General features: G+C 67.2%; 21 protein-coding genes and 1 pseudogene. 18 read left to right on the top strand and 4 right to left on the bottom strand.

Annotated features, from left to right (window positions below):
* Positions 1-89: 89 nt before the first annotated feature.
* The 5 genes and pseudogenes from LZ586_RS05650 to LZ586_RS18225 form a co-directional block, all read left to right on the top strand.
* Entirely contained in the window at positions 90-632 is a 543-nt protein-coding gene (locus tag LZ586_RS05650) for a regulatory protein RecX (RefSeq protein ID WP_235078691.1), read from the top strand.
* Between the two features lie 141 nt (positions 633-773).
* Positions 774-1,298, top strand: coding sequence for a cold-shock protein (locus LZ586_RS05645; protein ID WP_235078690.1), 525 nt, complete (start codon positions 774-776; stop codon positions 1,296-1,298).
* 124 nt (positions 1,299-1,422) lie between these two features.
* Complete coding sequence (locus LZ586_RS05640; RefSeq protein WP_413777318.1) at positions 1,423-1,800, top strand: DUF192 domain-containing protein; 378 nt, start codon at positions 1,423-1,425, stop codon at positions 1,798-1,800.
* Between the two features lie 79 nt (positions 1,801-1,879).
* Positions 1,880-2,272 carry an NADH:ubiquinone oxidoreductase subunit NDUFA12 gene (locus LZ586_RS05635; protein WP_235078689.1) on the top strand — a complete coding sequence of 131 codons (393 nt, stop codon included), beginning with the start codon at positions 1,880-1,882 and terminating at the stop codon, positions 2,270-2,272.
* Positions 2,269-2,703, top strand: a pseudogene (locus LZ586_RS18225) (DUF2155 domain-containing protein); the annotation flags it as partial. The gene LZ586_RS05635 and the pseudogene LZ586_RS18225, both read left to right, overlap by 4 nt.
* Before the next feature lie 35 nt (positions 2,704-2,738).
* Here LZ586_RS18225 and aat read toward each other — a convergent pair.
* The 4 genes from aat to LZ586_RS05610 form a co-directional block, all read right to left on the bottom strand.
* Entirely contained in the window at positions 2,739-3,491 is a 753-nt protein-coding gene (gene aat / locus LZ586_RS05625; protein WP_235078688.1) for a leucyl/phenylalanyl-tRNA--protein transferase, read from the bottom strand.
* 96 nt (positions 3,492-3,587) lie between these two features.
* The gene (locus LZ586_RS05620; RefSeq protein ID WP_235078687.1) at positions 3,588-3,971 is read right to left on the bottom strand and encodes a hypothetical protein; all 384 of its coding nucleotides are present in this window, start codon (positions 3,969-3,971) and stop codon (positions 3,588-3,590) included.
* A 176-nt stretch (positions 3,972-4,147) separates the two neighbouring features.
* Positions 4,148-5,479, bottom strand: a complete 1,332-nt coding sequence (locus LZ586_RS05615) for a GAF domain-containing sensor histidine kinase (RefSeq protein ID WP_235078686.1) — start codon at positions 5,477-5,479, stop codon at positions 4,148-4,150.
* 95 nt (positions 5,480-5,574) lie between these two features.
* A complete protein-coding gene (locus tag LZ586_RS05610; RefSeq protein WP_235078685.1) occupies positions 5,575-6,075 on the bottom strand; it encodes a DNA-deoxyinosine glycosylase in 501 nt (166 codons plus the stop codon).
* A 21-nt stretch (positions 6,076-6,096) separates the two neighbouring features.
* On the opposite strand from LZ586_RS05610, the gene LZ586_RS05605 reads away from it, so the two are divergent.
* The 13 genes from LZ586_RS05605 (at position 6,097) to murG (ending at position 19,596) form a co-directional block, all read left to right on the top strand.
* On the top strand, positions 6,097-6,426 hold the full coding sequence (locus LZ586_RS05605; RefSeq protein WP_235078684.1) for a DUF962 domain-containing protein: 330 nt from the start codon (positions 6,097-6,099) through the stop codon (positions 6,424-6,426).
* Between the two features lie 46 nt (positions 6,427-6,472).
* Positions 6,473-7,465: a cysteine synthase A gene (locus LZ586_RS05600; RefSeq protein WP_235078683.1), complete on the top strand. Its 993-nt coding sequence runs from the start codon at positions 6,473-6,475 to the stop codon at positions 7,463-7,465.
* Between the two features lie 87 nt (positions 7,466-7,552).
* Positions 7,553-7,819 carry a hypothetical protein gene (locus tag LZ586_RS05595; RefSeq protein ID WP_235078682.1) on the top strand — a complete coding sequence of 89 codons (267 nt, stop codon included), beginning with the start codon at positions 7,553-7,555 and terminating at the stop codon, positions 7,817-7,819.
* A 321-nt stretch (positions 7,820-8,140) separates the two neighbouring features.
* Positions 8,141-8,626 carry a division/cell wall cluster transcriptional repressor MraZ gene (locus tag LZ586_RS05590; protein ID WP_235078681.1) on the top strand — a complete coding sequence of 162 codons (486 nt, stop codon included), beginning with the start codon at positions 8,141-8,143 and terminating at the stop codon, positions 8,624-8,626.
* The gene (gene rsmH / locus LZ586_RS05585; protein ID WP_235078680.1) at positions 8,623-9,576 is read left to right on the top strand and encodes a 16S rRNA (cytosine(1402)-N(4))-methyltransferase RsmH; all 954 of its coding nucleotides are present in this window, start codon (positions 8,623-8,625) and stop codon (positions 9,574-9,576) included. The genes LZ586_RS05590 and rsmH overlap by 4 nt, the downstream gene beginning before the upstream one ends.
* The gene (locus LZ586_RS05580; protein WP_235078679.1) at positions 9,576-10,148 is read left to right on the top strand and encodes a hypothetical protein; all 573 of its coding nucleotides are present in this window, start codon (positions 9,576-9,578) and stop codon (positions 10,146-10,148) included. Before rsmH ends, LZ586_RS05580 begins: the two co-directional genes overlap by 1 nt.
* Entirely contained in the window at positions 10,145-11,851 is a 1,707-nt protein-coding gene (locus LZ586_RS05575) for a peptidoglycan D,D-transpeptidase FtsI family protein (RefSeq protein WP_235078678.1), read from the top strand. The genes LZ586_RS05580 and LZ586_RS05575 overlap by 4 nt, the downstream gene beginning before the upstream one ends.
* Positions 11,848-13,263 (top strand): UDP-N-acetylmuramoyl-L-alanyl-D-glutamate--2,6-diaminopimelate ligase, encoded by a 1,416-nt coding sequence (locus LZ586_RS05570; RefSeq protein ID WP_235078677.1) that lies wholly within the window; start codon positions 11,848-11,850, stop codon positions 13,261-13,263. The genes LZ586_RS05575 and LZ586_RS05570 overlap by 4 nt, the downstream gene beginning before the upstream one ends.
* A 193-nt stretch (positions 13,264-13,456) precedes the next feature.
* Positions 13,457-14,833 carry a UDP-N-acetylmuramoyl-tripeptide--D-alanyl-D-alanine ligase gene (locus LZ586_RS05565; protein ID WP_235078676.1) on the top strand — a complete coding sequence of 459 codons (1,377 nt, stop codon included), beginning with the start codon at positions 13,457-13,459 and terminating at the stop codon, positions 14,831-14,833.
* Positions 14,833-15,903: a phospho-N-acetylmuramoyl-pentapeptide-transferase gene (mraY, locus tag LZ586_RS05560; RefSeq protein ID WP_235078675.1), complete on the top strand. Its 1,071-nt coding sequence runs from the start codon at positions 14,833-14,835 to the stop codon at positions 15,901-15,903. Before LZ586_RS05565 ends, mraY begins: the two co-directional genes overlap by 1 nt.
* Positions 15,900-17,222 carry a UDP-N-acetylmuramoyl-L-alanine--D-glutamate ligase gene (murD, locus tag LZ586_RS05555; protein ID WP_235078674.1) on the top strand — a complete coding sequence of 441 codons (1,323 nt, stop codon included), beginning with the start codon at positions 15,900-15,902 and terminating at the stop codon, positions 17,220-17,222. Before mraY ends, murD begins: the two co-directional genes overlap by 4 nt.
* Positions 17,219-18,448 carry an FtsW/RodA/SpoVE family cell cycle protein gene (locus tag LZ586_RS05550; RefSeq protein WP_235078673.1) on the top strand — a complete coding sequence of 410 codons (1,230 nt, stop codon included), beginning with the start codon at positions 17,219-17,221 and terminating at the stop codon, positions 18,446-18,448. Before murD ends, LZ586_RS05550 begins: the two co-directional genes overlap by 4 nt.
* The gene (gene murG, locus LZ586_RS05545; protein WP_235078672.1) at positions 18,445-19,596 is read left to right on the top strand and encodes an undecaprenyldiphospho-muramoylpentapeptide beta-N-acetylglucosaminyltransferase; all 1,152 of its coding nucleotides are present in this window, start codon (positions 18,445-18,447) and stop codon (positions 19,594-19,596) included. Before LZ586_RS05550 ends, murG begins: the two co-directional genes overlap by 4 nt.
* Positions 19,597-19,603 lie beyond the last annotated feature (7 nt).

Genomic DNA, 19,603 nt, shown 5'->3' with positions numbered 1-19,603 from the left:
ACCTTGTCGCCCCGCCACGCATTAAATGCGTCGGCTCTGCTATGCACTATCGTTCAAAATCGGATGCTAGTGTGGCACAATCATGACGCATGCCCCGTATCAGAGCCAAGCCCCCTCCACTAGACCATCCGAGCCTGGAACGGCTCGCGCTTCGTTATGTCGAGCGATTTGCGACGACACGGGCGCGGCTTGCGGACTATCTGCGCCGGAAGCTGCGCGAGCGCGGCTGGGGCGAGGACGGGCCGCCGCGGCCCGACGAGATCGCCGACCGCATGGCTGAACTAGGCTATGTCAACGACCGCCTGTTCGCCGAAGCCAAGGCGGGCGCGATGGCGCGTCGCGGCCTGGGCAGCCGGCGCGTGGGCGAGGCGCTGCGCCATTCCGGCATCGTGGGGGAGGACGCTGAGCATGTCGCCCCGATCGTCGAAGCGGATGCAGTACCCAGCGCGCTCGCATTTGCCCGCCGCAAGCGGATCGGGCCTTTCGCCACGACGCAAGCCGAACGCCCGCTTCGGGAAAAACAGCTCGGCGCCATGCTACGCGCGGGGCACCGGCTGGACCTGTCGCGCACGATCGTCGGCATGGCACCGGGAGAAGATGTCGAATGGATGCTTGTCTCCGATCGGGACTGATAAACACAAAGCAGTTCCATTCCAGGAAACTGCTGTGTTATCGTTGGCCCTGGGGGGATAAGAATAATGCGTGCTGATCCACAGCTTGCGCCACGTGACGAGCGCGTCTTTCGTTCGGCGGCTGTCGATTCTGGCGTTTCCTTGACGGCCCACAGCGCCGATTCGGAAGGCGTCGCGTACTGGGCCGTGGTTAAATGGTTCGACGTAACGCGCGGCTTCGGTTTCCTGGTCGCCGATGACCCGAGTGTTGGGGACATCCTGATCCACTTCAGCGTGTTGCAGGACCATGGCAGGCGTAGTCTGCCTGAGGGCGCGCGCGTCGATTGCATCGCAGTGCAGCGCCAGCGCGGATGGCAGGCCAAGGAAATCCGTTCGATCGACCTGAGCAACGCGATCGAGCCGGTTAAGCGTCAGGGCGACCGCGTCGACCGTGTCAAGCTGATCGACACAGCAAGCCCCTTCGTCGACGTCACCGTGAAGTGGTTCAACCGCCTGAAAGGCTATGGCTTCGTAGTGCGGGACAGCGACATGGCCGATGTGTTCGTGCACATGGAGACACTGCGGTACGGGCAACTGGATGAGGTCGAGCCGGGGCAGCCGCTGCGTGCGAGGATCGTCGAGAGCGACAAAGGGCCGCTCGCCGTGGCCATCGAAAGGATCGGTTGAATTGCCGGCACGCATCGGACGATGGGCAGTAACGATTGCGACGGGGGCAGCGCTCGCGTGCGGAGCAGCCGGCGCCAGCGCGTTCATGCCGCAACATACGCAGACGGCGGCCGCTCAAACGCTTGTGACGATTGAGACGCGCGGCGGGCAGAGGCAGTTCCGCGTCGAGATCGCCCGCACCCGCGCCCAGCAGGATCGCGGGCTGATGTTCCGTACCGAGATACCGGCCAATGGCGGCATGCTGTTCACTCCCTATCCGGCGGAAGGGCCGCCACGCGAAGCGAGCTTCTGGATGAAGAACACGCCCAGTCCGCTCGACATCCTGTTCATCCGGCGCGACGGCACCGTAGCGGCGATTGCAGCCAGCGTGGCGCCGTTTTCGGAAACGCCGGTGAAGTCGGGCGAAGTCGTCGCCTCGGTGCTCGAGATCAACGGCGGCAAGGCGGCCGAGCTTGGTATCGCGGTGGGCGACAAGGTTCGTTGGACGCCAGCGCGGAAATAAGTCCCGCCCTCACTGCGCGGCGGGGTCGAACCGCGTATCGGCGGTTGCCCGCCACGACATCCCGGAGTATCGGCGGCGCATGGGTCTATTGAAGTCGATCTTCACTTGGTGGGAAGGCGCCACCATCGGTACCTCGCTTGGTCTGCGTGGCAAGTCCAAGATCGGCGAGGATTCGCTTGGCAACATCTATTACAGCGGCGGCAAGGACCCGAATGGGTTGATCCGGCGCTGGGTGATCTACAACGGTCCCAATGATGCAAGCCGCATCCCACCCGAATGGTTCAGCTGGCTGCATCATCAGATCGATGAAGCGCCCGACCAGGCGCTGCCGCCGAAGCGCGAATGGGAAAAGCCTTGGGAGCCGAACCGGACGGGCACCCAACTTGCGTATCGCCCTCCTGGCGCGCTTGAAGCGGGCGGGCATCGGGCACGTTCCACCGGCGATTACGAGGCTTGGACCCCCGACGCATGAGGCTCGGATCCGCAGGCGCAGCGGCGCTGCTGCTGCTGCTGGGGCTCGGTGCATGCAGCGGCAAAGGCGATGACGTCGCCAACAATGCTGCCGACGATCTCGTCATCACCAGTGGCGAGGGCGATGCCGCGACGAGCGCGGCCGAAATCGTGTCGGTCGAGGCGGGCACCAGCACATTGAACGCCTCGGCCACGCCGATGAACGAGCGCGTGGCGGTGCTGGGCATCCTCAACAAGCGCAATGGCGAGGCGCGCGAATTCAAGCTGAAGCCGGGGCAGGCGGGCCGGATCGGCGACGTGATCGTGCGGCTGCGCGCTTGCGAGCGAACGGCACCTTGGGAGGCCGACCAGCTAACCGGCGCGTTCATCCAAGTCGATGTGCTGCAGCTCGACAGAAGCTGGCGGCGCGTATTTTCGGGCTGGCTGTACAAGGAACGGCCGTCTCTGAACGTCGTGCAGCACCCGATCTACGATGTCTGGCCCAAAAGCTGCGCGATGACGTTCCGCGATAGCGGTCCCAATACCGTACCGGCTCCCACCGCCGGTTCGGGAGCGGGCAATCGGTCGAGTGCGAAGAAGTCGCCCTCGACCAGGGGCGCGCCAGAAGCGAGCCCCGCCGAGCCGTCGCCGAGTGCGCCGCTCAGCAACGCGGCATAGTCGTCGCGGCTGATCTCCACCGCGCCGAGCGAGGAGAGGTGCTCGGTCTGGAACTGACAGTCGAGCAGATCGAACCCGCCAGCTTTCAGTCGGGCGACCAGATGCGCGAACGCGACTTTCGACGCGTCTCGAACCCGGGTGACCATCGACTCGCCGAAAAACGCGCGGCCCAGCGCCAGACCGTACAGGCCGCCGGCAAGCCGCTCCCCATCCCAGCACTCGATCGAGTGGGCGAAGCCGCGGCGGTGCAGATCCAAGAAGACGCGCTCGATCGGACCATTGATCCAGGTCTCAGGGCGATCCTGCGCGGCTTCGGCGCAGAGCTGAAGGATGCGCTCGAACTCGGTGTCGACGGTGACGCGGAACCGTTCCGAGAGGATCGTCTTGCGCAGCGAGCGCGAGAGGTGGAAGCGGTCGAGCGGCATCACCCCGCGCAGCTTCGGTTCGACCCAATAGACACTGGAGGCCAACCGATGATCCGCCATCGGGAACACGCCCATCGCATAGGCGCGCAGCACCAATTCTGGGTCCAGGTCGGCCGGCGGGGCTTGGCGGTGGCTCATGATAGCGTCAGGCTCTGCTGCTGAGACGCATCGTCGCACGAAAAAGGGCCCGCGGGATAGCCCGCGAGCCCTGTGTTTTCCGATCCGCCAGCGTGATCAGGCGTGGCAGTTCTTGGAACCGGCGCCGGGGAGCGACACATCGACGTTCTTCGGGGAGCCGGTGAGCTTGTAGCCGCCTTCGGCGACATAAGGCTGACCTGGTTCGGGAGCCTTGAGCATGGTGGCCTTGCCAGCCTTCTCAGTCTTCACCTGAACCTGCTTGTCGCCCTGGAAGAACTCGACAAACAGGAGGCTGTTGTCGTTGCAGCGCAGCGTGACGCTGGACGCGATCGCCGGCGGAAGCTCTACGGGAGCCGCGTTGGCGAGCTGCGACGCCATCGGATCGGGCGCGGTGCTGCTCACTTCCTCTGGCTTGTTATTACATGCCGCAAGCGAAAGGAGCGTTGCGGCGGCGGCTGCAAAGAGGGAGGCGTTCTTCATGACGAGAGCTGCTTTCCTTAGGGAGCGGTGAAAGGTCAAGCGATTCCAAGCGGGGCGCAGACCGAATCTTGTGCGACGCAGCGTGATAGGATCAGATTTTTACAGCAGGATGTCTGGCCGGGCCGGCGACTTTAAAGTCGCTGGCGCATCAGCGATATAGTTGGCCGGGAAGCGGATCAGCCGGCGATTGCCTGCGAGCGGGACGCGGCCGTAGCGGGAACGGTGAAGGCGAAGGTCATTCCTCCCTCCGGCATGTGCTCCACGCGCAGAGTGCCGCCATGCCCCTCGACCAAGGTACGGGAAAGCGAGAATCCCAGCTCCACACCGTCACGCGATATGGTGGAGCCGGATAATACCAGCGCCGCGAGAAACGCTTCGGGCCCATCGCCGCGGTCGTGGCCTACGCGGAATTCGATCTCCTCGGGGCTGATGCGGCAGGTCTCCACCGAAATCACTGCGTTCCGTGCAGTGCGAGTCACGTCGACCAGGTTTCGCAGGAGGTTCGACAGGACCTGAACGATCTGGATGTGGTCGACTAGCGCTTCCGTCGCGTTCTCGCCGATGCGTACACGGATTTCCGGAAGAGGGCCTGCCACGGCGGCGTTCACCAGCGCCGTCGCTTCGTGAACTATCGGTTCAAGGCGGTCGATCTCGAGGTCGAGCCCTTCACGTGACATCATCTTGCGGATCCGGCGGATGATCTCGCCCGCGCGCAACAGCTGCCCCTCCGCTTCGCGGGCATGATGGGCAATTTGGTCGGGCGTCGGCGATCGCGCCAGGCGCAGCGCCGATACGTAATTGGCAGCCGCTGCGAGTGGCTGGTTGAGCTCATGCGCGATCGTCGTCGCCACCGCGCCCATCGCGCTGGAGCGCGTGAGTTCGATGATGTGGCGCTCCATCTCCTGCTGCTGCGCGATCAGCCGGTCGCGCTCCGCCAGACCGACGCGGAGCGCGGTCTCGGTCGCGGAGCGATGTCGGGCAAGGCTGATATAGCTGGCGATCGCCTGAAGAAACTGGATCTCGCTGGCGTCGAAGCTGGTGGTGGTCCGCCGCCCGAAGCCGAGCGTGCCCAGTAGCTGGTTCTGGTGCAGCAGCGGAACGCCCAGATAGGCGTCGATGCCCATGTCGCGGATGAACTCGACCGCAGGGTCTTTCGATTGCTGTACCGCGTGCAGCACCTTGGGCACGCGGTCGCGCGCGACGCCGCCGCATACCGACTGGCCGACTTTGATATGACGAGCCTGCGCCGCGCGGTCCGCAGAGAGGCCGCCATGCGCTTCGAGAAGCAGACCCGAGCGTTCGTCGAACGTGTAGTAGAAGAACACGTCGAGCCGAAGTTCGGCCCTGATGGACGCGAACAGCCGATCGAGCGCGGGGGCAAGGTCAGTGGCCTGAAGCAGATCCGCCGCGAGTGCCGCGAGCAACTCCAAAAGCCGCAGGCGCGACGTTTCCTGCGTATCCTCCGGAAGTGCGCGGAGGGCCGGGAGCAGGGTATCGGCCAACAGCATCGTGCATTCCTTCCTTGGCATGAGCATATGCCTGCCAGGCCGATGCAGGTAGTCCGTAATCGTCCCGAGGTGGCGCCCTGATCTATGTGAGGGCACTAAGGCGAGAGATGCGTCCGCAGCGCTCTCCACTCCGGAAGCTTCGCCTCGATGCCGACGGTATGCAGCGGGCTGCTGGAGGGAAGCGGGACGATCGTGAACCGGTCCGCAGCCGGGCCCAACTGCTTCAACCCATGCTTGAACGCGGTGCCGCCGTTGAACGCGATCGCGCGGAGCAGGGGTAGGCTGTCGGCAAGCGCCGCGATGTCGTGGCGCTCGACATCGCGCATCGCGGCATCCGTGCTCCCGGTGCGGTGCGCGCTCGCGACGACGTCCCACAGGCCGACATGAGACTGCAGCAGAACCGCCAGCCGATCCGCGTAGGGAAGCGTAGCCAGATCGCAGTCCAAGGCTGCCGATATCAGGCGCCAGAACTGATTCTGCGGATGCGCGTAGTAGCGCCGCTCGGCCAGCGAGCGTTCCCCCGGCAGCGAACCGAGGATCAGCAACTGGACTCTGGCATCGATCACCGGAGGGAAGGAGTGCTTGCGCGCGTCCATGGCGCCCGATAGCCTGTCCCCATGGCCCGCACCATCACCCACTACCGGGATTTCTGGCCCTATTACCTTCAGGAACATGCCAAGCCGGCGACGCGCCGTCTGCATTATGCGGGGACGGCGCTGACCTTCCTGTTCCTGGCGCTGGCGATCCATTCGGGCGGATGGTGGTGGCTGGCACTGCCGCTGGCCGGGTACGGCTTTGCCTGGGGTGCGCATTTCGGAGTCGAGAAGAACCGGCCCGCCACGTTCACCTACCCGCTGTGGTCGCTGGCGTCCGACTATCGCATGTTCTTCCTGTGGCTGACCGGTCGGCTGGGGCCGCATCTCAAGCGCGCTGGCGTGGCGGCATAGTTTCGCTTGCTTGCGGTAGCGGGTCAGCGCTTCCTATGTAGCGGCAATGCATGTGACATCCGATACGCTCGCGCTCATTGGCAACACTCCGCTGGTGCGGCTGAAGGGGCCTAGCGAAGAAACCGGCTGCGACATCTATGCCAAATGCGAGTTCGCGAACCCTGGAGCCTCGGTCAAGGATCGTGCCGCGCTGTTCATCGTGCGCGATGCCGAAGAGCGCGGGCTGATCCAGCCAGGGGGCACGATCGTCGAGGGTACCGCGGGGAACACCGGCATCGGCATGGCGCTCGTAGCGAACGCCAAGGGCTACAAGACGATCATCGTCATGCCCGAGACGCAGAGCCGCGAGAAAATGGACACGCTCCGCGCGCTCGGTGCCGAGCTCGTCCTGGTGCCGGCGGCGGCATACTCCAATCCCGCGCACTTCGTGCACACCTCGCGCCGGATAGCCGAGGAGACGCCGAACGCGATCTGGGCAAACCAGTTCGACAACACTGCCAACCGCAAGGCGCATATCGTCGGCACCGCCGAAGAGATATGGAGCCAGATGGATGGCCGCATCGACGGTTTCACTTGCGCGGTGGGTACGGGTGGCACGCTGGCGGGAGTCGGCATGGGCCTGAAGGCGCGGGACGAGCGGGTATGCATCGCGCTCAGCGACCCGCACGGCGCGGCGCTGTATGATTACTATGCGTGCGGCGAGCTGAGGTCCGAAGGATCGTCGGTCGCCGAGGGCATCGGCCAGGGCAGGATCACCGGCAATCTGGAAGGCGCCCCCGTCGACACCCAGTTCCGCATATCGGACGAGGAGGGGCTCGCCTGGGTGCGGCGGCTGCTGACCGAAGAAGGACTGTGTCTCGGCCTTTCCTCGGGGATAAACGTGGCCGGGGCGGTACGGCTGGCGCGGCAGCTCGGCCCCGGCAAGCGGATCGTGACGATCCTGTGCGACACGGGTTTTCGCTATCTCTCGACGCTCTACAATCCGGAATGGCTGGCCGCCAAGGGACTGCCCGTGCCCGTGTCGCTGACGACGGACTGAGCGGTTCCGTAGACAAGGGGGTGGGGAGGTGTTACTTTTCCGCCACAGCTTATGAAGTCGGGATCGCACCAGGACTCTGCCCAAGCAATGCAGCGCCTCCGTGTCGGGTTGACCGGACTGGCGATCGTTCTGGTGCTTATTGGCCTGGCGAGCATTATCTTTTCCTCTGCCAATCGTGACGAGCCGGTCACCGCGGTGGGTGCGCCCAATGCCGAGGTCGTCGCCAACATGACCGACGATCTGTCGAACGGGGCTGCCGACAAGGGCAGGGACGAGCCCCTGGCCGAGCTGGGCGTGACGCCGAGCACTTCCTCCACTGCGGCGCCTAAGTCCGCGGAGTCGCCAAAGCGTTAGGCTTGGCTGTTGGTTTAGGCCGGCGCTTTATCTTCTTGTTGACGCGCGGGATCGCGGGCCGTGGCTCAAGCCGCGGCGGCATATGCGTGTGCGATCAGGAACTTAGCGCGAACATAGCGTGATTCAAGTGAAAACACGTGCCCAGAGTGGCGGAAAGTGGGGGTATTTCCCCTGAAATCCCCGGATTCTCCGTTGTCGCCCGCGAGCATCTAGGTTAGGAATGCGTGCAGGAAGACGATCCCTTCCGGTGAAAAGCCGGAGCCAGTCCGCGCCGGGATCGCGCGGACCGGAACGTCGGGGGCGATTCCAAAGGGGTGCGGCGTGGCGGACAGGGAGCTTTTCGAAGGATTTGCGCTCCAGGCGGTCGACCAGAAGGGTCGCGTCGCCATTCCCGCCGACCTGCGCGCCGCCGCCGAGCGCAACTCGGACATCCGCCAGATCGTCGTAGGGCTGCATCCCGACGATGCGTGCCTGTCCGCGCACGACCTGAGCTGGTCCAAGGAAAAATACGACCGCATCGACCGCCGCGAACAGCAGGCGTCGGACCGCGGCGAGACCACCGACGCCAGCGCCAAGCGCCGTGCCTTCGGCCAGGTCGAGAAGGCGCCGTTCGACGATAGCGGCCGCTTCGTGCTCCCGCCCTTCTTCAAGATGAAGGCCAAGATCGGCAAATGGGCGTTCTTCAACGGATCGGGCGAGACGTTCGACATCTGGGCACCCGAAGTGCTGATGGCCGACGAGAATGCCGACGCCGGCCTGCGCGAAATCTGCGCCTTCCTGTGCGAGAGCAAGGGAGTGAAGCTGTGAGCGCGCCCGGCCAGCCGCACATCCCGGTTTTGCTCGACGAAGTGCTCGACGGGCTCGCCATCCAGACCGGTGAGCGCCACGTCGACGCGACCTTCGGCGCGGGCGGATACACCAGAGCGATCCTCGCGCAGGGTGCCGAGGTGGCCGCTTTCGATCGTGACCCCTCCGCGATCGAAGGCGGCCAATCCATCGTCGCCGAGCATGACGGCAGGCTGGTGCTGATCGAGGCGCCGTTCAGCCAGCTGGCCGACGAGCTGGAGCGGCGCGGGCTGGCGCCGGTCGACGGGGTGACGTTGGACATCGGCGTGTCGTCGATGCAGCTCGACCAGGCCGAGCGTGGTTTTTCGATCCAGCAGGACGGGCCGCTCGACATGCGCATGAGCCAGGCCGGCGAGAGCGCCGAAGAATGGCTGAACACCGCCGACGAGGCGGCGATCGCCGACGTGCTGTTTCAATATGGCGAGGAACCGCGGTCGCGGCGCGTGGCGCGGGCGATCGTATCCGCAAGGCCCCTTAAGCGGACTTCCGAACTGGCGAACGTGGTTAGGAAAGCCTTAAACCACAAGCCGCATGACAAGAAGGACCCGGCAACCCGGGTGTTTCAGGCAATCCGCATCCACCTGAACCGCGAGCTGGACGAACTCACGGAAGGGCTGGCCGCGGCCGAGCGCGTGCTGAAGCCTGGCGGCCGGCTGGCGGTGGTGACGTTCCACAGCCTGGAGGACCGGCTGGTGAAGCGGTTCCTGCGCGAGCGCAGCGGCAGCGAGCCCGCGGGTTCGCGGCACCGCCCGGCGGTCGGCCCGCGGGCGGAACCGAGTTTCGAGACGCCCGCAAAGGCCGTTCGGCCGAGCGAGGCGGAGTTGGCGCGTAATCCGCGCGCACGGTCGGCGACGTTGCGCGTGGCGCGTCGCACGGCCGCGGCGCCGTGGTCCAGTGAGGGAGTGGCGTAATGGCGATGAATCGCTTCAGGGGTGTGGGATGGTTCCTGTGCGGCGTCGTGGTGGCGCCCGCCTGCTATCTGGTGAATTCGCACGGCGCCGCCGAGCAGGCGAAGCTCAACGCGACCAAGGCCGCGATCGTCGCCGCGCAGAAGGACATCCGCCAGCTCGAGACCGAGTTCAACACGCGCGCCAACCTGGCCCAGCTGGAGCGCTGGAACGGCGAAGTGCTGGCACTGGCCGCGCCCGACGCCCAGCAGTTCCTTCCCGGCGAGACAGCGCTGGCAAGCCTGGACCAGATGCCGGGTGAGGCGACGTTGCAGACCGCCGCATTGGTCGTGCCGACCGGCGTGACCCCAGCCCCGATCGCCGCGGCGCCGGCCGTCACGCCGCAGCCGGTGCAGGGTGCTCAGCCCGGCGCGGTGCCCGTGAAGGCAGTCGCGCAAGCGAGCGGGGACATCAAGAAGCTGATGAAGAAGGCGAGTGGCCAGGCGGTAGCCATGGCCGAGACGGGCGTGCTGAGTGCATCGACTCTAGACGACCTCGCCAAGCTGGCGAAGCGCGAGAAGCTGGCACTGCGTTGATCGTCGTCGTCGCCCCGCCGGCCCGGCAGGGCCGCACGGGCGGTGCCCGGCAGGCGCTCGTCGCCGTTGCCCAGCTGCGCCTGATGGTGCTGTCGCTGCTGTTCGGCGCGGGCATGCTGGTGGTGATCGCCAAGCTGGCGCTGCTGGCGCTGTGGGCCCAGCCGGCGACGGCGCGCGACATCAATGCCGGGCTGATCCCGCCGCGCGGCGACATCGTCGACCGGAACGGCGCGCCGCTGGCGCGCACCATCGACGCATGGACGATCGCGATCCACCCGAACCAGGTGATCGGCGACAAGGCGGCATTGGCCCAGAAGCTGGCCGAGCTGATCCCGGATCAGACCGCCGCGCGCTATCAGGCGATCCTAAATTCCGGCAGCGGCTTTGCCTTTCTGAAGCGCCGGGCGCTGCCCGAGCTGGTCAGCGCAGTGAACGCGCTGGGCGAGCCGGCGATCGAGTTCCAGCGCGAGCCCGACCGGCTGTACCCCCAATCGACGATGGCCGCGCATGTGCTGGGCTTCATCGATTCCAACGGTCATGGCGTGGCGGGCATGGAAAAGGTGCTGGAGAAGCGCCTGTCCGATCCGGCGCTGCGCAGCCAGCCGGTCGCCCTGTCGATCGACGCGCGCGTGCAGGCGGCGATGGAGAGCGAGCTGGGCGGGGCGATGAACACGTTCCAGGCGCGCGGCGCGGCCGGGATCGTGCTGGACGTACGCACCGGCGAAGTGATGGCGATGGTGTCGCTGCCGACGTTCAATCCGAATGCGATTCGGGGCATTCCGCCGCGCAACAACGTGACCCAGAGCGTGTACGAGCTTGGATCGACCTTCAAGCCGCTGGCAGTCGCGGGTTCGATCGATGCGGGGCTGATGCCGTCGATGGCGCGCCGGTTCGACGCGACGCATCCGCTTCAGGTCGGGCGCTTCCGGATCAGCGACGATCCGGGCGACGAGACCTTTCGCTGGCTTACCGTGCCCGAAGTGCTGATCTATTCGTCCAACATCGCCACCGCGCGGATCGCCGACGAGATGGGGGCCGCGCGGATGCAGAGCCTGTTCCAGCGGCTGGGGTTCGACCAGCGCGCGCAAATCGAGCTGGGGGACGGCGCCAAGCCGCTCTGGCCGACCTATTGGGCGCGGACCACGGTGATGACGACTGCCTATGGCCATGGCATCGCAGTGACGCCGCTGCACCTGGCCAATGCCTATGCCGCGATGGTCAATGGCGGCACGCTGCGCCCGGCGACGCTGCTGAAGGTTGCGCCCGGCAAGGAAGTCGCCGGCACGCGGGTAATGAACGAGGCCACCAGCCGCCGCATGCGCCAGATGCTGCGGCTGATCGTGCTGAAGGGCACCGGCCGGATGGGCGAGGCCAAGGGCTATCGGCTGGGCGGGAAGACCGGCACCGCCGAGGCTGCGTCGGCCGGCGGATATGACAAGGGCCGCAACGTTTCCACCTTCGCCGCGGCTTTCCCGATCGACGCGCCGCGCTATGTGGTGGTGGCCATGCTCGACTCGCCGCAACGCACCGCCACCGTTTCCCGCACCACCGCCGCCTGGACCGCGTCGCCGGTGGTCAGCCGGGTGGTGAGCCGGACCGGATCGATCCTGGGCGTGACGCCCGACAACAGCCGCGACATCGAACTGGGCGACCTGATGCCGCTGCTCTGGGCGGGGCCGGCCGGCACGAAGGCGGCGCGATGAAGCTGGGTAGCCTGACCGGCGAGGGCCAGGACGCCCTCGTCACCGGGTTCGCGATCGACCACCGCAAGGTCGCGCCGGGAACGATCTTCGGTGCGTTCTTGGGCGCGCGGGTGAACGGCGAAGACTATATCGCCGATGCGGTGCGATCGGGCGCGGTCGCGGTGGTGGCGCGGCGCGAGGCGGTGGTCGAGGGCGCAGTGCATATCGCCAGCGACAATCCGCGCGAGGCGTTCGCACGGCTGGCGGCGGCGTTCTTCGCGCCGTTCCCGCAAATGTCGGTCGCGGTGACCGGGACCAACGGCAAGACCTCCACCGTGGAGATGACTCGCCAGCTGTGGCGGATGGCCGGGCATCACGCCGCGTCGATCGGGACGCTGGGCGTCACCACCGCCGACGAGCGGGTGAGCACCGGGCTGACCACGCCGGACATCGTCACTTTCCTGTCCAACGTCGCCGGGCTGGCACGCGAGGGCGTCAGCCATGTCGCGTTCGAAGCCTCGTCGCACGGGCTGTCGCAATATCGCACCGAGGGGCTGGCGGTGCGCGCGGCGGCGTTCACCAATCTGAGCCGCGACCATCTCGACTATCACGGCGACATGGCCGCCTATTTCTGCGCGAAGCTGCGGCTGTTCGCCGATGTGCTCGACTCCGACGGCACGGCGGTGGTGTGGGCCGACGATCCGCATGCGCCGCGCGTCGAGGAACTGGCGCGGATGCGCGGCAACCGGCTGATCACGGTGGGCGAGCATGGCACGACGCTGAAGCTGGTGTCGCGCACGCCGACGTTGCTGGGCCAGGGGCTGGTGATCGAGGCGGAGGGCGCTACGCACAAGGTAAACCTGCCGCTGATCGGCGCGTATCAGGCGGCGAACGCGCTGGTCGCCGCAGGATTGGTGATCGCGAGCGGCGGCAATGTCGCGGCGACGCTCGCCAATCTGGCGCGGTTGCAGCCGGTGCGCGGGCGGCTGGAGCGGGCGGTGATCACCGCCGCGGGCGCGCCGGTCTATGTCGATTATGCCCATACCCCCGATGCGGTGGAGGCGGCGATCGCGGCGCTCAAGCCGCATGCCGAGGGTCGGCTGATCCTGGTGCTGGGCGCCGGTGGCGACCGCGACCCCGGCAAGCGCGAGCCGATGGGGCGCGCCGCGGCTGCCGGCGCGGACGTGGTGATCGTCACCGACGACAACCCGCGCGGCGAAGACCCGGCGGCGATCCGGCGCGAGATGCTCAAGGGCGCCCCCGAGGCGCAGGAGATCGGCGACCGGCGCGCGGCGATCGCCGCGGCGATCGGCACGGCCGGGGCGGGCGACATCGTGCTGCTGGCCGGCAAGGGACATGAGCAGGGGCAGGTCGTCGGCGACCTGGTGCTGCCGTTCGATGATGTCGCCGTCGCGCGCGAGTGCGCGGCGTGAGGGTTTTTGCCGATGATGCCCTCCCCCTTTGCGGGGGAGGGAGGGGCCCGCTGCCGCAGGCACTGGGAGGGAGAGGGGTGCGATTTGCGACGCAAATCGCGCGGCGCATGCGCGCCGCTCACCCTCTCCAAGCTGCGCTAGCGAGCGAGCTCGCAAGCTACGCTATCCTCCCCCGTCTAGGGGGAGGAGGGGCATGACGCCGCTTTGGACCTCCGAGGAAATTGCTGCCGCGACGGGTGGAAGTCCTTCCGCGGACTTCGCCGCCACCGGCGTAACCTTCGACTCGCGCGAAGTCGGTCCCGGCGACCTGTTCCTGGCGCTCAAGGGCGAGGCGACCGACGGGCATCGCTTCGTCGCGCAGGCCTTTGCCAGCGGCGCGGCGGGGGCGATCGTGTCCGATGCGGTCGAGGGGCCGCAGGTGCGGGTTGCCGATACGACCGCCGCGCTCGACGCGCTGGGGCGGGCGGCGCGGGCGCGGATGGCCGGCACGGTGATCGGCGTCACCGGATCGGTGGGCAAGACCGGGACCAAGGAGGCGCTGTTCGCGGCGCTCGACCGGGTGGAGCCGGGCTGTGCGCATCGTTCGGTCAAGAGCTACAACAACCATACCGGCGTGCCGCTGAGCCTGGCGCGGATGCCGGCGGCGACGCGCTTCGGCGTGTTCGAGATGGGGATGAACCACGCCGGCGAGCTGGCGCAGCTCACCCGGCTGGTGCGGCCGCACGTGGCGATCGTCACCACCATCGCGCCGGCGCATATGGGTTTCTTCGCGTCCGAAGAAGCGATCGCCGATGCAAAGGGCGAGATCTTCCAGGGGCTGGAGCCTGGCGGCACCGCAGTGGTGCCGTTCGACAGCCCACACCGCGACCGGCTGATCGACGCGGCGCGGCCGCATGCGGGGCGCATCGTGACCTTTGGCCTGGGCAAGGGCGCGGACTATCGCGCGGTCGAGACGATGCGGCTGCCGAGCGGCGGCACGTTCGTGTCGGCGCGTTTCGGCGAGCGCGAGCTGAGCTTCACCGTGTCGCAGCCAGGCGCGCACTGGGTGTCGAACGCGATGGCGATCCTGGTGGCGGTGGACGCGGCGGGCGGCGACCTGGAGATGGCGGGGCTGGCGCTGGCCGAGATGGGCGGGCTGGCCGGGCGCGGTGCGCGGATGACGGTGCGGGTGGGTGACGGCGAGGCGCTGGTCGTCGACGAGAGCTACAACGCCAATCCGGCGTCGATGCGCGCGACGCTGGCGGTGCTGGCGCAGGAGGCCGGGCGCAAGCTGGTGGTGCTGGGCGAGATGCGCGAGCTGGGCGCGCATTCGGCGGCGTTCCATGCCGAACTGGCCGCACCGATCGCGGCCGCCGGGGTGGCGCAGGCGATCCTGGTCGGCGACGAGATGGGGCCGCTTGCGAAGGCGCTTGAGGGCCGGATCGATTTCGTCCATGTGCCCGACGCCGCGCAGGCGCGCGAACGGCTGGAAGCCGTGCTGGCGCCGGGAGACGCGGTTCTCGTCAAGGGTTCGAATGGCGTGCGGCTGTCCACATTGGTGGCGGCGCTGGCGGAAAGGGCTGTTGCCTAATGCTGTACCTGATCGCGGAGCATCTGGGCTTCCCCGGTATCCTCAACCTGATCCGGTATCTGACCTTTCGCACCGGCGCGGCCGTGGCGACGGCGCTGCTGCTGGGGCTGATCATCGGGCCGCGCTTCATCGGCTGGCTGCGGGTGCGGCAGGGCAAGGGGCAGCCGATCCGCGCCGATGGGCCGCAGAGCCACCTGGCCAAGCGCGGCACGCCGACGATGGGCGGGCTGATGATCCTGACCGCGCTGACCGTGTCGCTGCTGCTGTGGATGGACCTGAGCAACCCTTATGTCTGGGCGTGCATGTTCGTGACCTGCGGGTTCGGGATGATCGGGTTCCTCGACGACTATGACAAGGTGCGCAAGGCGAGCACCGCGGGGGTTTCGGGGCGGACGCGGCTGCTGGGCGAGTTCATCATCGCGGGGATCGCGAGCTGGATCATCATCTCGCAGGGCTCGACCGAATTATACGTGCCGTTCCTGAGCGGGGTGCATCCGGACCTGGGCTATTTCTACATCGTCTTTGCCGCCTTCACGATCGTGGCGTTCGGCAATGCGGTCAACCTGACCGACGGGCTCGACGGGCTCGCGTCGATGCCGGTGATCATCGCCAGCCTGGCGTTCATGGTGATCGTCTACCTGACCGGCAACGTGAAGTTCGCGACCTATCTGGGCATCCCGCACGTTCCGGGATCGGGCGAGCTGGCGATCTTCTGCGGCGCGATCATCGGTGCGGGGCTGGCGTTCCTGTGGTTCAATGCGCCGCCCGCGGCGGTGTTCATGGGCGACACCGGCAGCCTGGCGCTGGGCGGGGCGCTGGGCACGATCGCCGTGACTTCGCACCACGAGCTGGTGCTCGGCATCATCGGCGGGCTGTTCGTGGTCGAGGCGATGAGCGTCATCATCCAGGTGTTCTTCTTCAAGCGCACCGGCAAGCGGGTGTTCAAGATGGCGCCGATCCACCACCATTTCGAACAGCTCGGCTGGTCGGAGCCGACGGTGGTGATCCGCTTCTGGATCATCGCCTTCGTGCTGGCGCTGGCGGGGCTCTCCACGCTGAAGCTGCGGTGATCACGAGCACCGCCTGGCGCGGCAAACGCTATGCAGTGCTCGGGCTTGCCCGCTCCGGGCTTGCGACTGTGCATGCCCTGGTGGCTAGCGGGGCCGAGGTTGTTGTCTGGGATTCTAGCGAGGCGGCTCGGGCCGCACTGCCCCTCTCCCCGACCCTCTCCCCTGAAGGGGAGAGGGAGATTGTTGTTGCCGATCCGTTGACGTTGGACCTTACGGGTTTTGCCGGGGTGGTCGTGTCACCGGGGGTGCCGCTCAACACCCATCCGATCGCGGCGCATGCGGCGGCGTTCGGGGTGCCGGTGATTGGCGACATCGAGCTGTTCGCGCAGGCGCGCGGTGGGCTGCCGGGGCACCAGGTGGTGGGGATCACTGGGACCAACGGGAAGTCGACCACGACCGCGCTGATCGATCATATCTGCCGCACCGCCGGGCGGCCCAGCCTTGCCGGGGGCAATATCGGGCTGCCGATCCTTGGGCGCGATCCGCTGCCGGAAGGGGGCGTGTATGTGCTCGAGCTGTCGAGTTACCAGATCGACCTGACGCGGACCCTGGATTGCGACGTGGCGGTGCTGCTCAACATCACGCCGGATCACCTCGACCGCTATGACGGGTTCGAAGGCTATGCCGCGTCCAAGGCGCGGCTGTTCGCGATGCAGTCGGTGGGGCATGGCGCGGTGATCGGGATCGGCGATGCGGCCTCGGCGGCAATCGCGCGCGGGCTGGCGACCTCGGGTCGTTCGGCGGACCTGACCAAGATCGCTCCGGGCGTGTGCATGGACCAGTCGCGCTGGCCGGCATTGCAGGGGCCCCACAACGCCCAGAACGCACTGGCGGCGATCGCCGTGTGCCAGGCATTGGGGATCGAGCAGGCGGCGATCGACCGCGGGCTGGAGAGCTTCGGCGGACTGCCGCACCGCATGGAACGCGTCGCCACGCGCGAGGGCGTGCTGTTCGTCAACGACAGCAAGGCGACCAACCCGACCTCGACCGCGCCGGCACTCGCCGCGTTCGACCGCATCCACTGGATCGTCGGCGGGCTGGCGAAGACCGATGATCTCGACGCCTGCCGTCCCGGCTTCGGGCATGTGGCGAAGGCTTACACCATCGGCGAGGCGAGCGACCGGTTTGCCGAGCTGCTGGCCGGCGACATGCCGGTGGAGCGCGCGGGCACGCTGGAGGCAGCCGTCCGCAGCGCCGCCGCGCAGGCGCGGCCAGGCGAAACCGTGCTGTTATCGCCGGCCTGCGCGTCGTTCGACCAGTTCAAGGATTATGAGGCGCGCGGCCAGGCGTTCCGGGATGCCGTGGAAGCGCTCGGATGAACAAGCCAGCCGAGACACAGGCCGTCAGCACCGAGGTAAAACGTCGCGTTTCCAACCAACTGAGCCGTGCCAACACCTCGCGCGCGGGCATGTGGTTCTGGGAAGTCGACCGCATGCTGCTGTTGCTGGCGATGCTGCTGATCGCGATCGGCCTGGTCGCGGTGGCGGCGGCTTCGCCGGCGACGGCGCGGCGCTATTCGGGTGCGGGGCATGTCGTGCCCGCAATGTATTATTTCTGGCGCCAGCTGATGTGGGTCGGCGTGTCGATGCCGGTGCTGATCGGCGTGTCGATGCTGCCGGTCACGCTGGCGCGGCGGCTGTCGCTGCTGGGCGCCGCGTTCTTCCTGTTCCTGCTGCTGCTGGTGCCGTTCATCGGCCACGAGACCAATGGCGCGCGGCGCTGGATCAGCCTGGGCTTTTCGGACCTGCAACCGTCCGAATTCCTGAAGCCGCTGTTCATCGTGTCAACCGCGTGGATGCTATCGTTCCGCGCCAAGGACCCCGAATTGCCGGTGTTGTTCATCACCGGCGGGGTGACGGCGCTGGTCGGCGTGCTGCTGATGATGCAGCCCGATTTCGGGCAGACGATCGTGTTCGGGCTGGTGTGGGTGATCCTGCTGGTGGTGTCGGGCATCTCGCCCGCGGCGATCGGCGGGCTGGCGGGAACCGCGGTCGCGGGCGTCGTGGCGGCATATCTGTTCTACGACACCGCGCGCACCCGCATCGACAATTTCCTGTTCCCGACCAAGGAAGCGGCGCTCGCCGACCGATACCAGGTCGAGATGGCGCACGACACGCTGACCGCCGGCGGGTTCACCGGCACCGGGCCGGGCAGCGGCCAGATGAAGTTCCGCCTGCCCGAGGCGCATACCGACTATATCTTCTCGGTCATCGGCGAGGAGTTCGGGCTGCTCGCCTGCGCGGTGATCGTCGTGCTGTATGCCGCGATCGTCATCCGGGTGCTGATGAAGCAGCTCGACGAGGAAGACGCGTTCAAGCTGCTCGCGGCCTCCGGCCTTGCCGCGCAGTTCGGCGTGCAGGCGCTGATCAACATGGCGGTGAACACCGGCATCGCCCCGTCCAAGGGCATGACGCTGCCGTTCATCAGCTATGGAGGATCGTCGATGATCGCGCTGTCGATCGGCTTTGGCCTGCTGCTCGCTTTCACGCGGCGAAACCCGTATCTGAAGCGATCATCCTATCGGGGGCGTTGGAGCAACACATGACGAACGCGCGCAGCTATGTCCTGGCAGCGGGGGGAACCGGCGGGCATATGGTGCCGGCCGCGGCGCTGGCGGCGGAGCTTGCCAGCCGCGGCCACCATGTCGCGCTGGTGAGCGATGACCGGGGCGTGCGCTTTCCCGGACTGTTCGAGGATGTCGAGACGCATGTCCTGCCGGCCGGGCGCCTGGGTGGCGGGCCGCTGGGCTATGTTCGTGCGATGCGCAACGTCGTGGCGGGACGGTCGATGGCGTTGCGGCTGTACCGTGAGCTGAAGCCGGCCGCCGTGATCGGCTTTGGCGGCTATCCGGCGCTGCCGTCGCTGCTGGCGGCGTTCCGTGCGGACATTCCCACCGTGATCCATGAGCAGAACGCGGTGCTTGGCCGCGTGAACCGGTTCGTTGCCGGGCGCGTGAAGGCGATCGCCACGTCCTATGACCAGGTCGAGCGGATGAAGCCGGGCTGGGCCGCCAAGACCCATCTGGTCGGCAATCCGGTGCGCGAGGCGGTGCTGGCGCTGCGCGAGCGGCCCTATCCCGCGCTGGACGAGGAAGGCATTTTCCGCGTGCTGGTCACCGGCGGAAGCCAGGGCGCGACCGTGCTGAGCCAGGTGGTGCCCGATGGCCTGGCGCTGCTGCCGGTGCATTTCCGCCGCCGGCTGCAAGTGACGCATCAAGCGCGGATCGAGGATATCGACGCGGTGCGCGCCAAATATCAGGCGCATGAGATCCCCGCCGACCTGTCGACCTATATCGCCGACATGCCCGAGGCACTGGCCTGGGCGCATGTGGTGATCGCGCGGGCAGGGGCGTCGACCATCGCCGAGCTTACCGCCGCCGGCCGTCCGGCGATCCTGGTGCCGCTGCCCACCGCGACCGACGATCACCAGACCGCCAATGCGCGCGAGATCACCAAGGCGGGTGGTGCGCGCACCATCACGCAAAAGGCGTTCACCGCGGCCGAACTGGCCAAGCAGATCCAGAAGCTGGGCCTCGACACCCAGGGGCTGGAGAATGCGGCGTCGCGCGCGCGCAGCTGCGGCCGCCCGCATGCCGCGAGCGACTTGGCCGACCTGGTGGAATCGATTCACGCGCCGACCGCGCCGATCGCGATCCGCCGCAAGGCATTTCAGGGAAGGCTTGCGCACGCATGAGGGTTTT

Source organism: Sphingomonas sp. S2-65, from assembly GCF_021513175.1.
In the GTDB taxonomy this organism is placed as follows: domain Bacteria; phylum Pseudomonadota; class Alphaproteobacteria; order Sphingomonadales; family Sphingomonadaceae; genus Sphingomonas.
This window is presented reverse-complemented; position numbering and strand designations above follow the sequence as displayed.

What these genes read in the sequence shown, in the direction of transcription:
- LZ586_RS05650 (WP_235078691.1), top strand. Translation starts at nt 90, where the DNA reads ATGCCCCGTATCAGAGCCAAGCCCCCTCCACTAGACCATCCGAGCCTG.
- LZ586_RS05635 (WP_235078689.1), top strand. Translation starts at nt 1,880, where the DNA reads ATGGGTCTATTGAAGTCGATCTTCACTTGGTGGGAAGGCGCCACCATC.
- aat (WP_235078688.1), bottom strand. Translation starts at nt 3,491, where the DNA reads ATGAGCCACCGCCAAGCCCCGCCGGCCGACCTGGACCCAGAATTGGTG.
- LZ586_RS05620 (WP_235078687.1), bottom strand. Translation starts at nt 3,971, where the DNA reads ATGAAGAACGCCTCCCTCTTTGCAGCCGCCGCCGCAACGCTCCTTTCG.
- LZ586_RS05615 (WP_235078686.1), bottom strand. Translation starts at nt 5,479, where the DNA reads ATGCTGTTGGCCGATACCCTGCTCCCGGCCCTCCGCGCACTTCCGGAG.
- LZ586_RS05610 (WP_235078685.1), bottom strand. Translation starts at nt 6,075, where the DNA reads ATGGACGCGCGCAAGCACTCCTTCCCTCCGGTGATCGATGCCAGAGTC.
- LZ586_RS05605 (WP_235078684.1), top strand. Translation starts at nt 6,097, where the DNA reads ATGGCCCGCACCATCACCCACTACCGGGATTTCTGGCCCTATTACCTT.
- LZ586_RS05600 (WP_235078683.1), top strand. Translation starts at nt 6,473, where the DNA reads ATGCATGTGACATCCGATACGCTCGCGCTCATTGGCAACACTCCGCTG.
- LZ586_RS05595 (WP_235078682.1), top strand. Translation starts at nt 7,553, where the DNA reads ATGCAGCGCCTCCGTGTCGGGTTGACCGGACTGGCGATCGTTCTGGTG.
- LZ586_RS05580 (WP_235078679.1), top strand. Translation starts at nt 9,576, where the DNA reads ATGGCGATGAATCGCTTCAGGGGTGTGGGATGGTTCCTGTGCGGCGTC.
- LZ586_RS05570 (WP_235078677.1), top strand. Translation starts at nt 11,848, where the DNA reads ATGAAGCTGGGTAGCCTGACCGGCGAGGGCCAGGACGCCCTCGTCACC.
- LZ586_RS05565 (WP_235078676.1), top strand. Translation starts at nt 13,457, where the DNA reads ATGACGCCGCTTTGGACCTCCGAGGAAATTGCTGCCGCGACGGGTGGA.
- mraY (WP_235078675.1), top strand. Translation starts at nt 14,833, where the DNA reads ATGCTGTACCTGATCGCGGAGCATCTGGGCTTCCCCGGTATCCTCAAC.
- LZ586_RS05550 (WP_235078673.1), top strand. Translation starts at nt 17,219, where the DNA reads ATGAACAAGCCAGCCGAGACACAGGCCGTCAGCACCGAGGTAAAACGT.
- murG (WP_235078672.1), top strand. Translation starts at nt 18,445, where the DNA reads ATGACGAACGCGCGCAGCTATGTCCTGGCAGCGGGGGGAACCGGCGGG.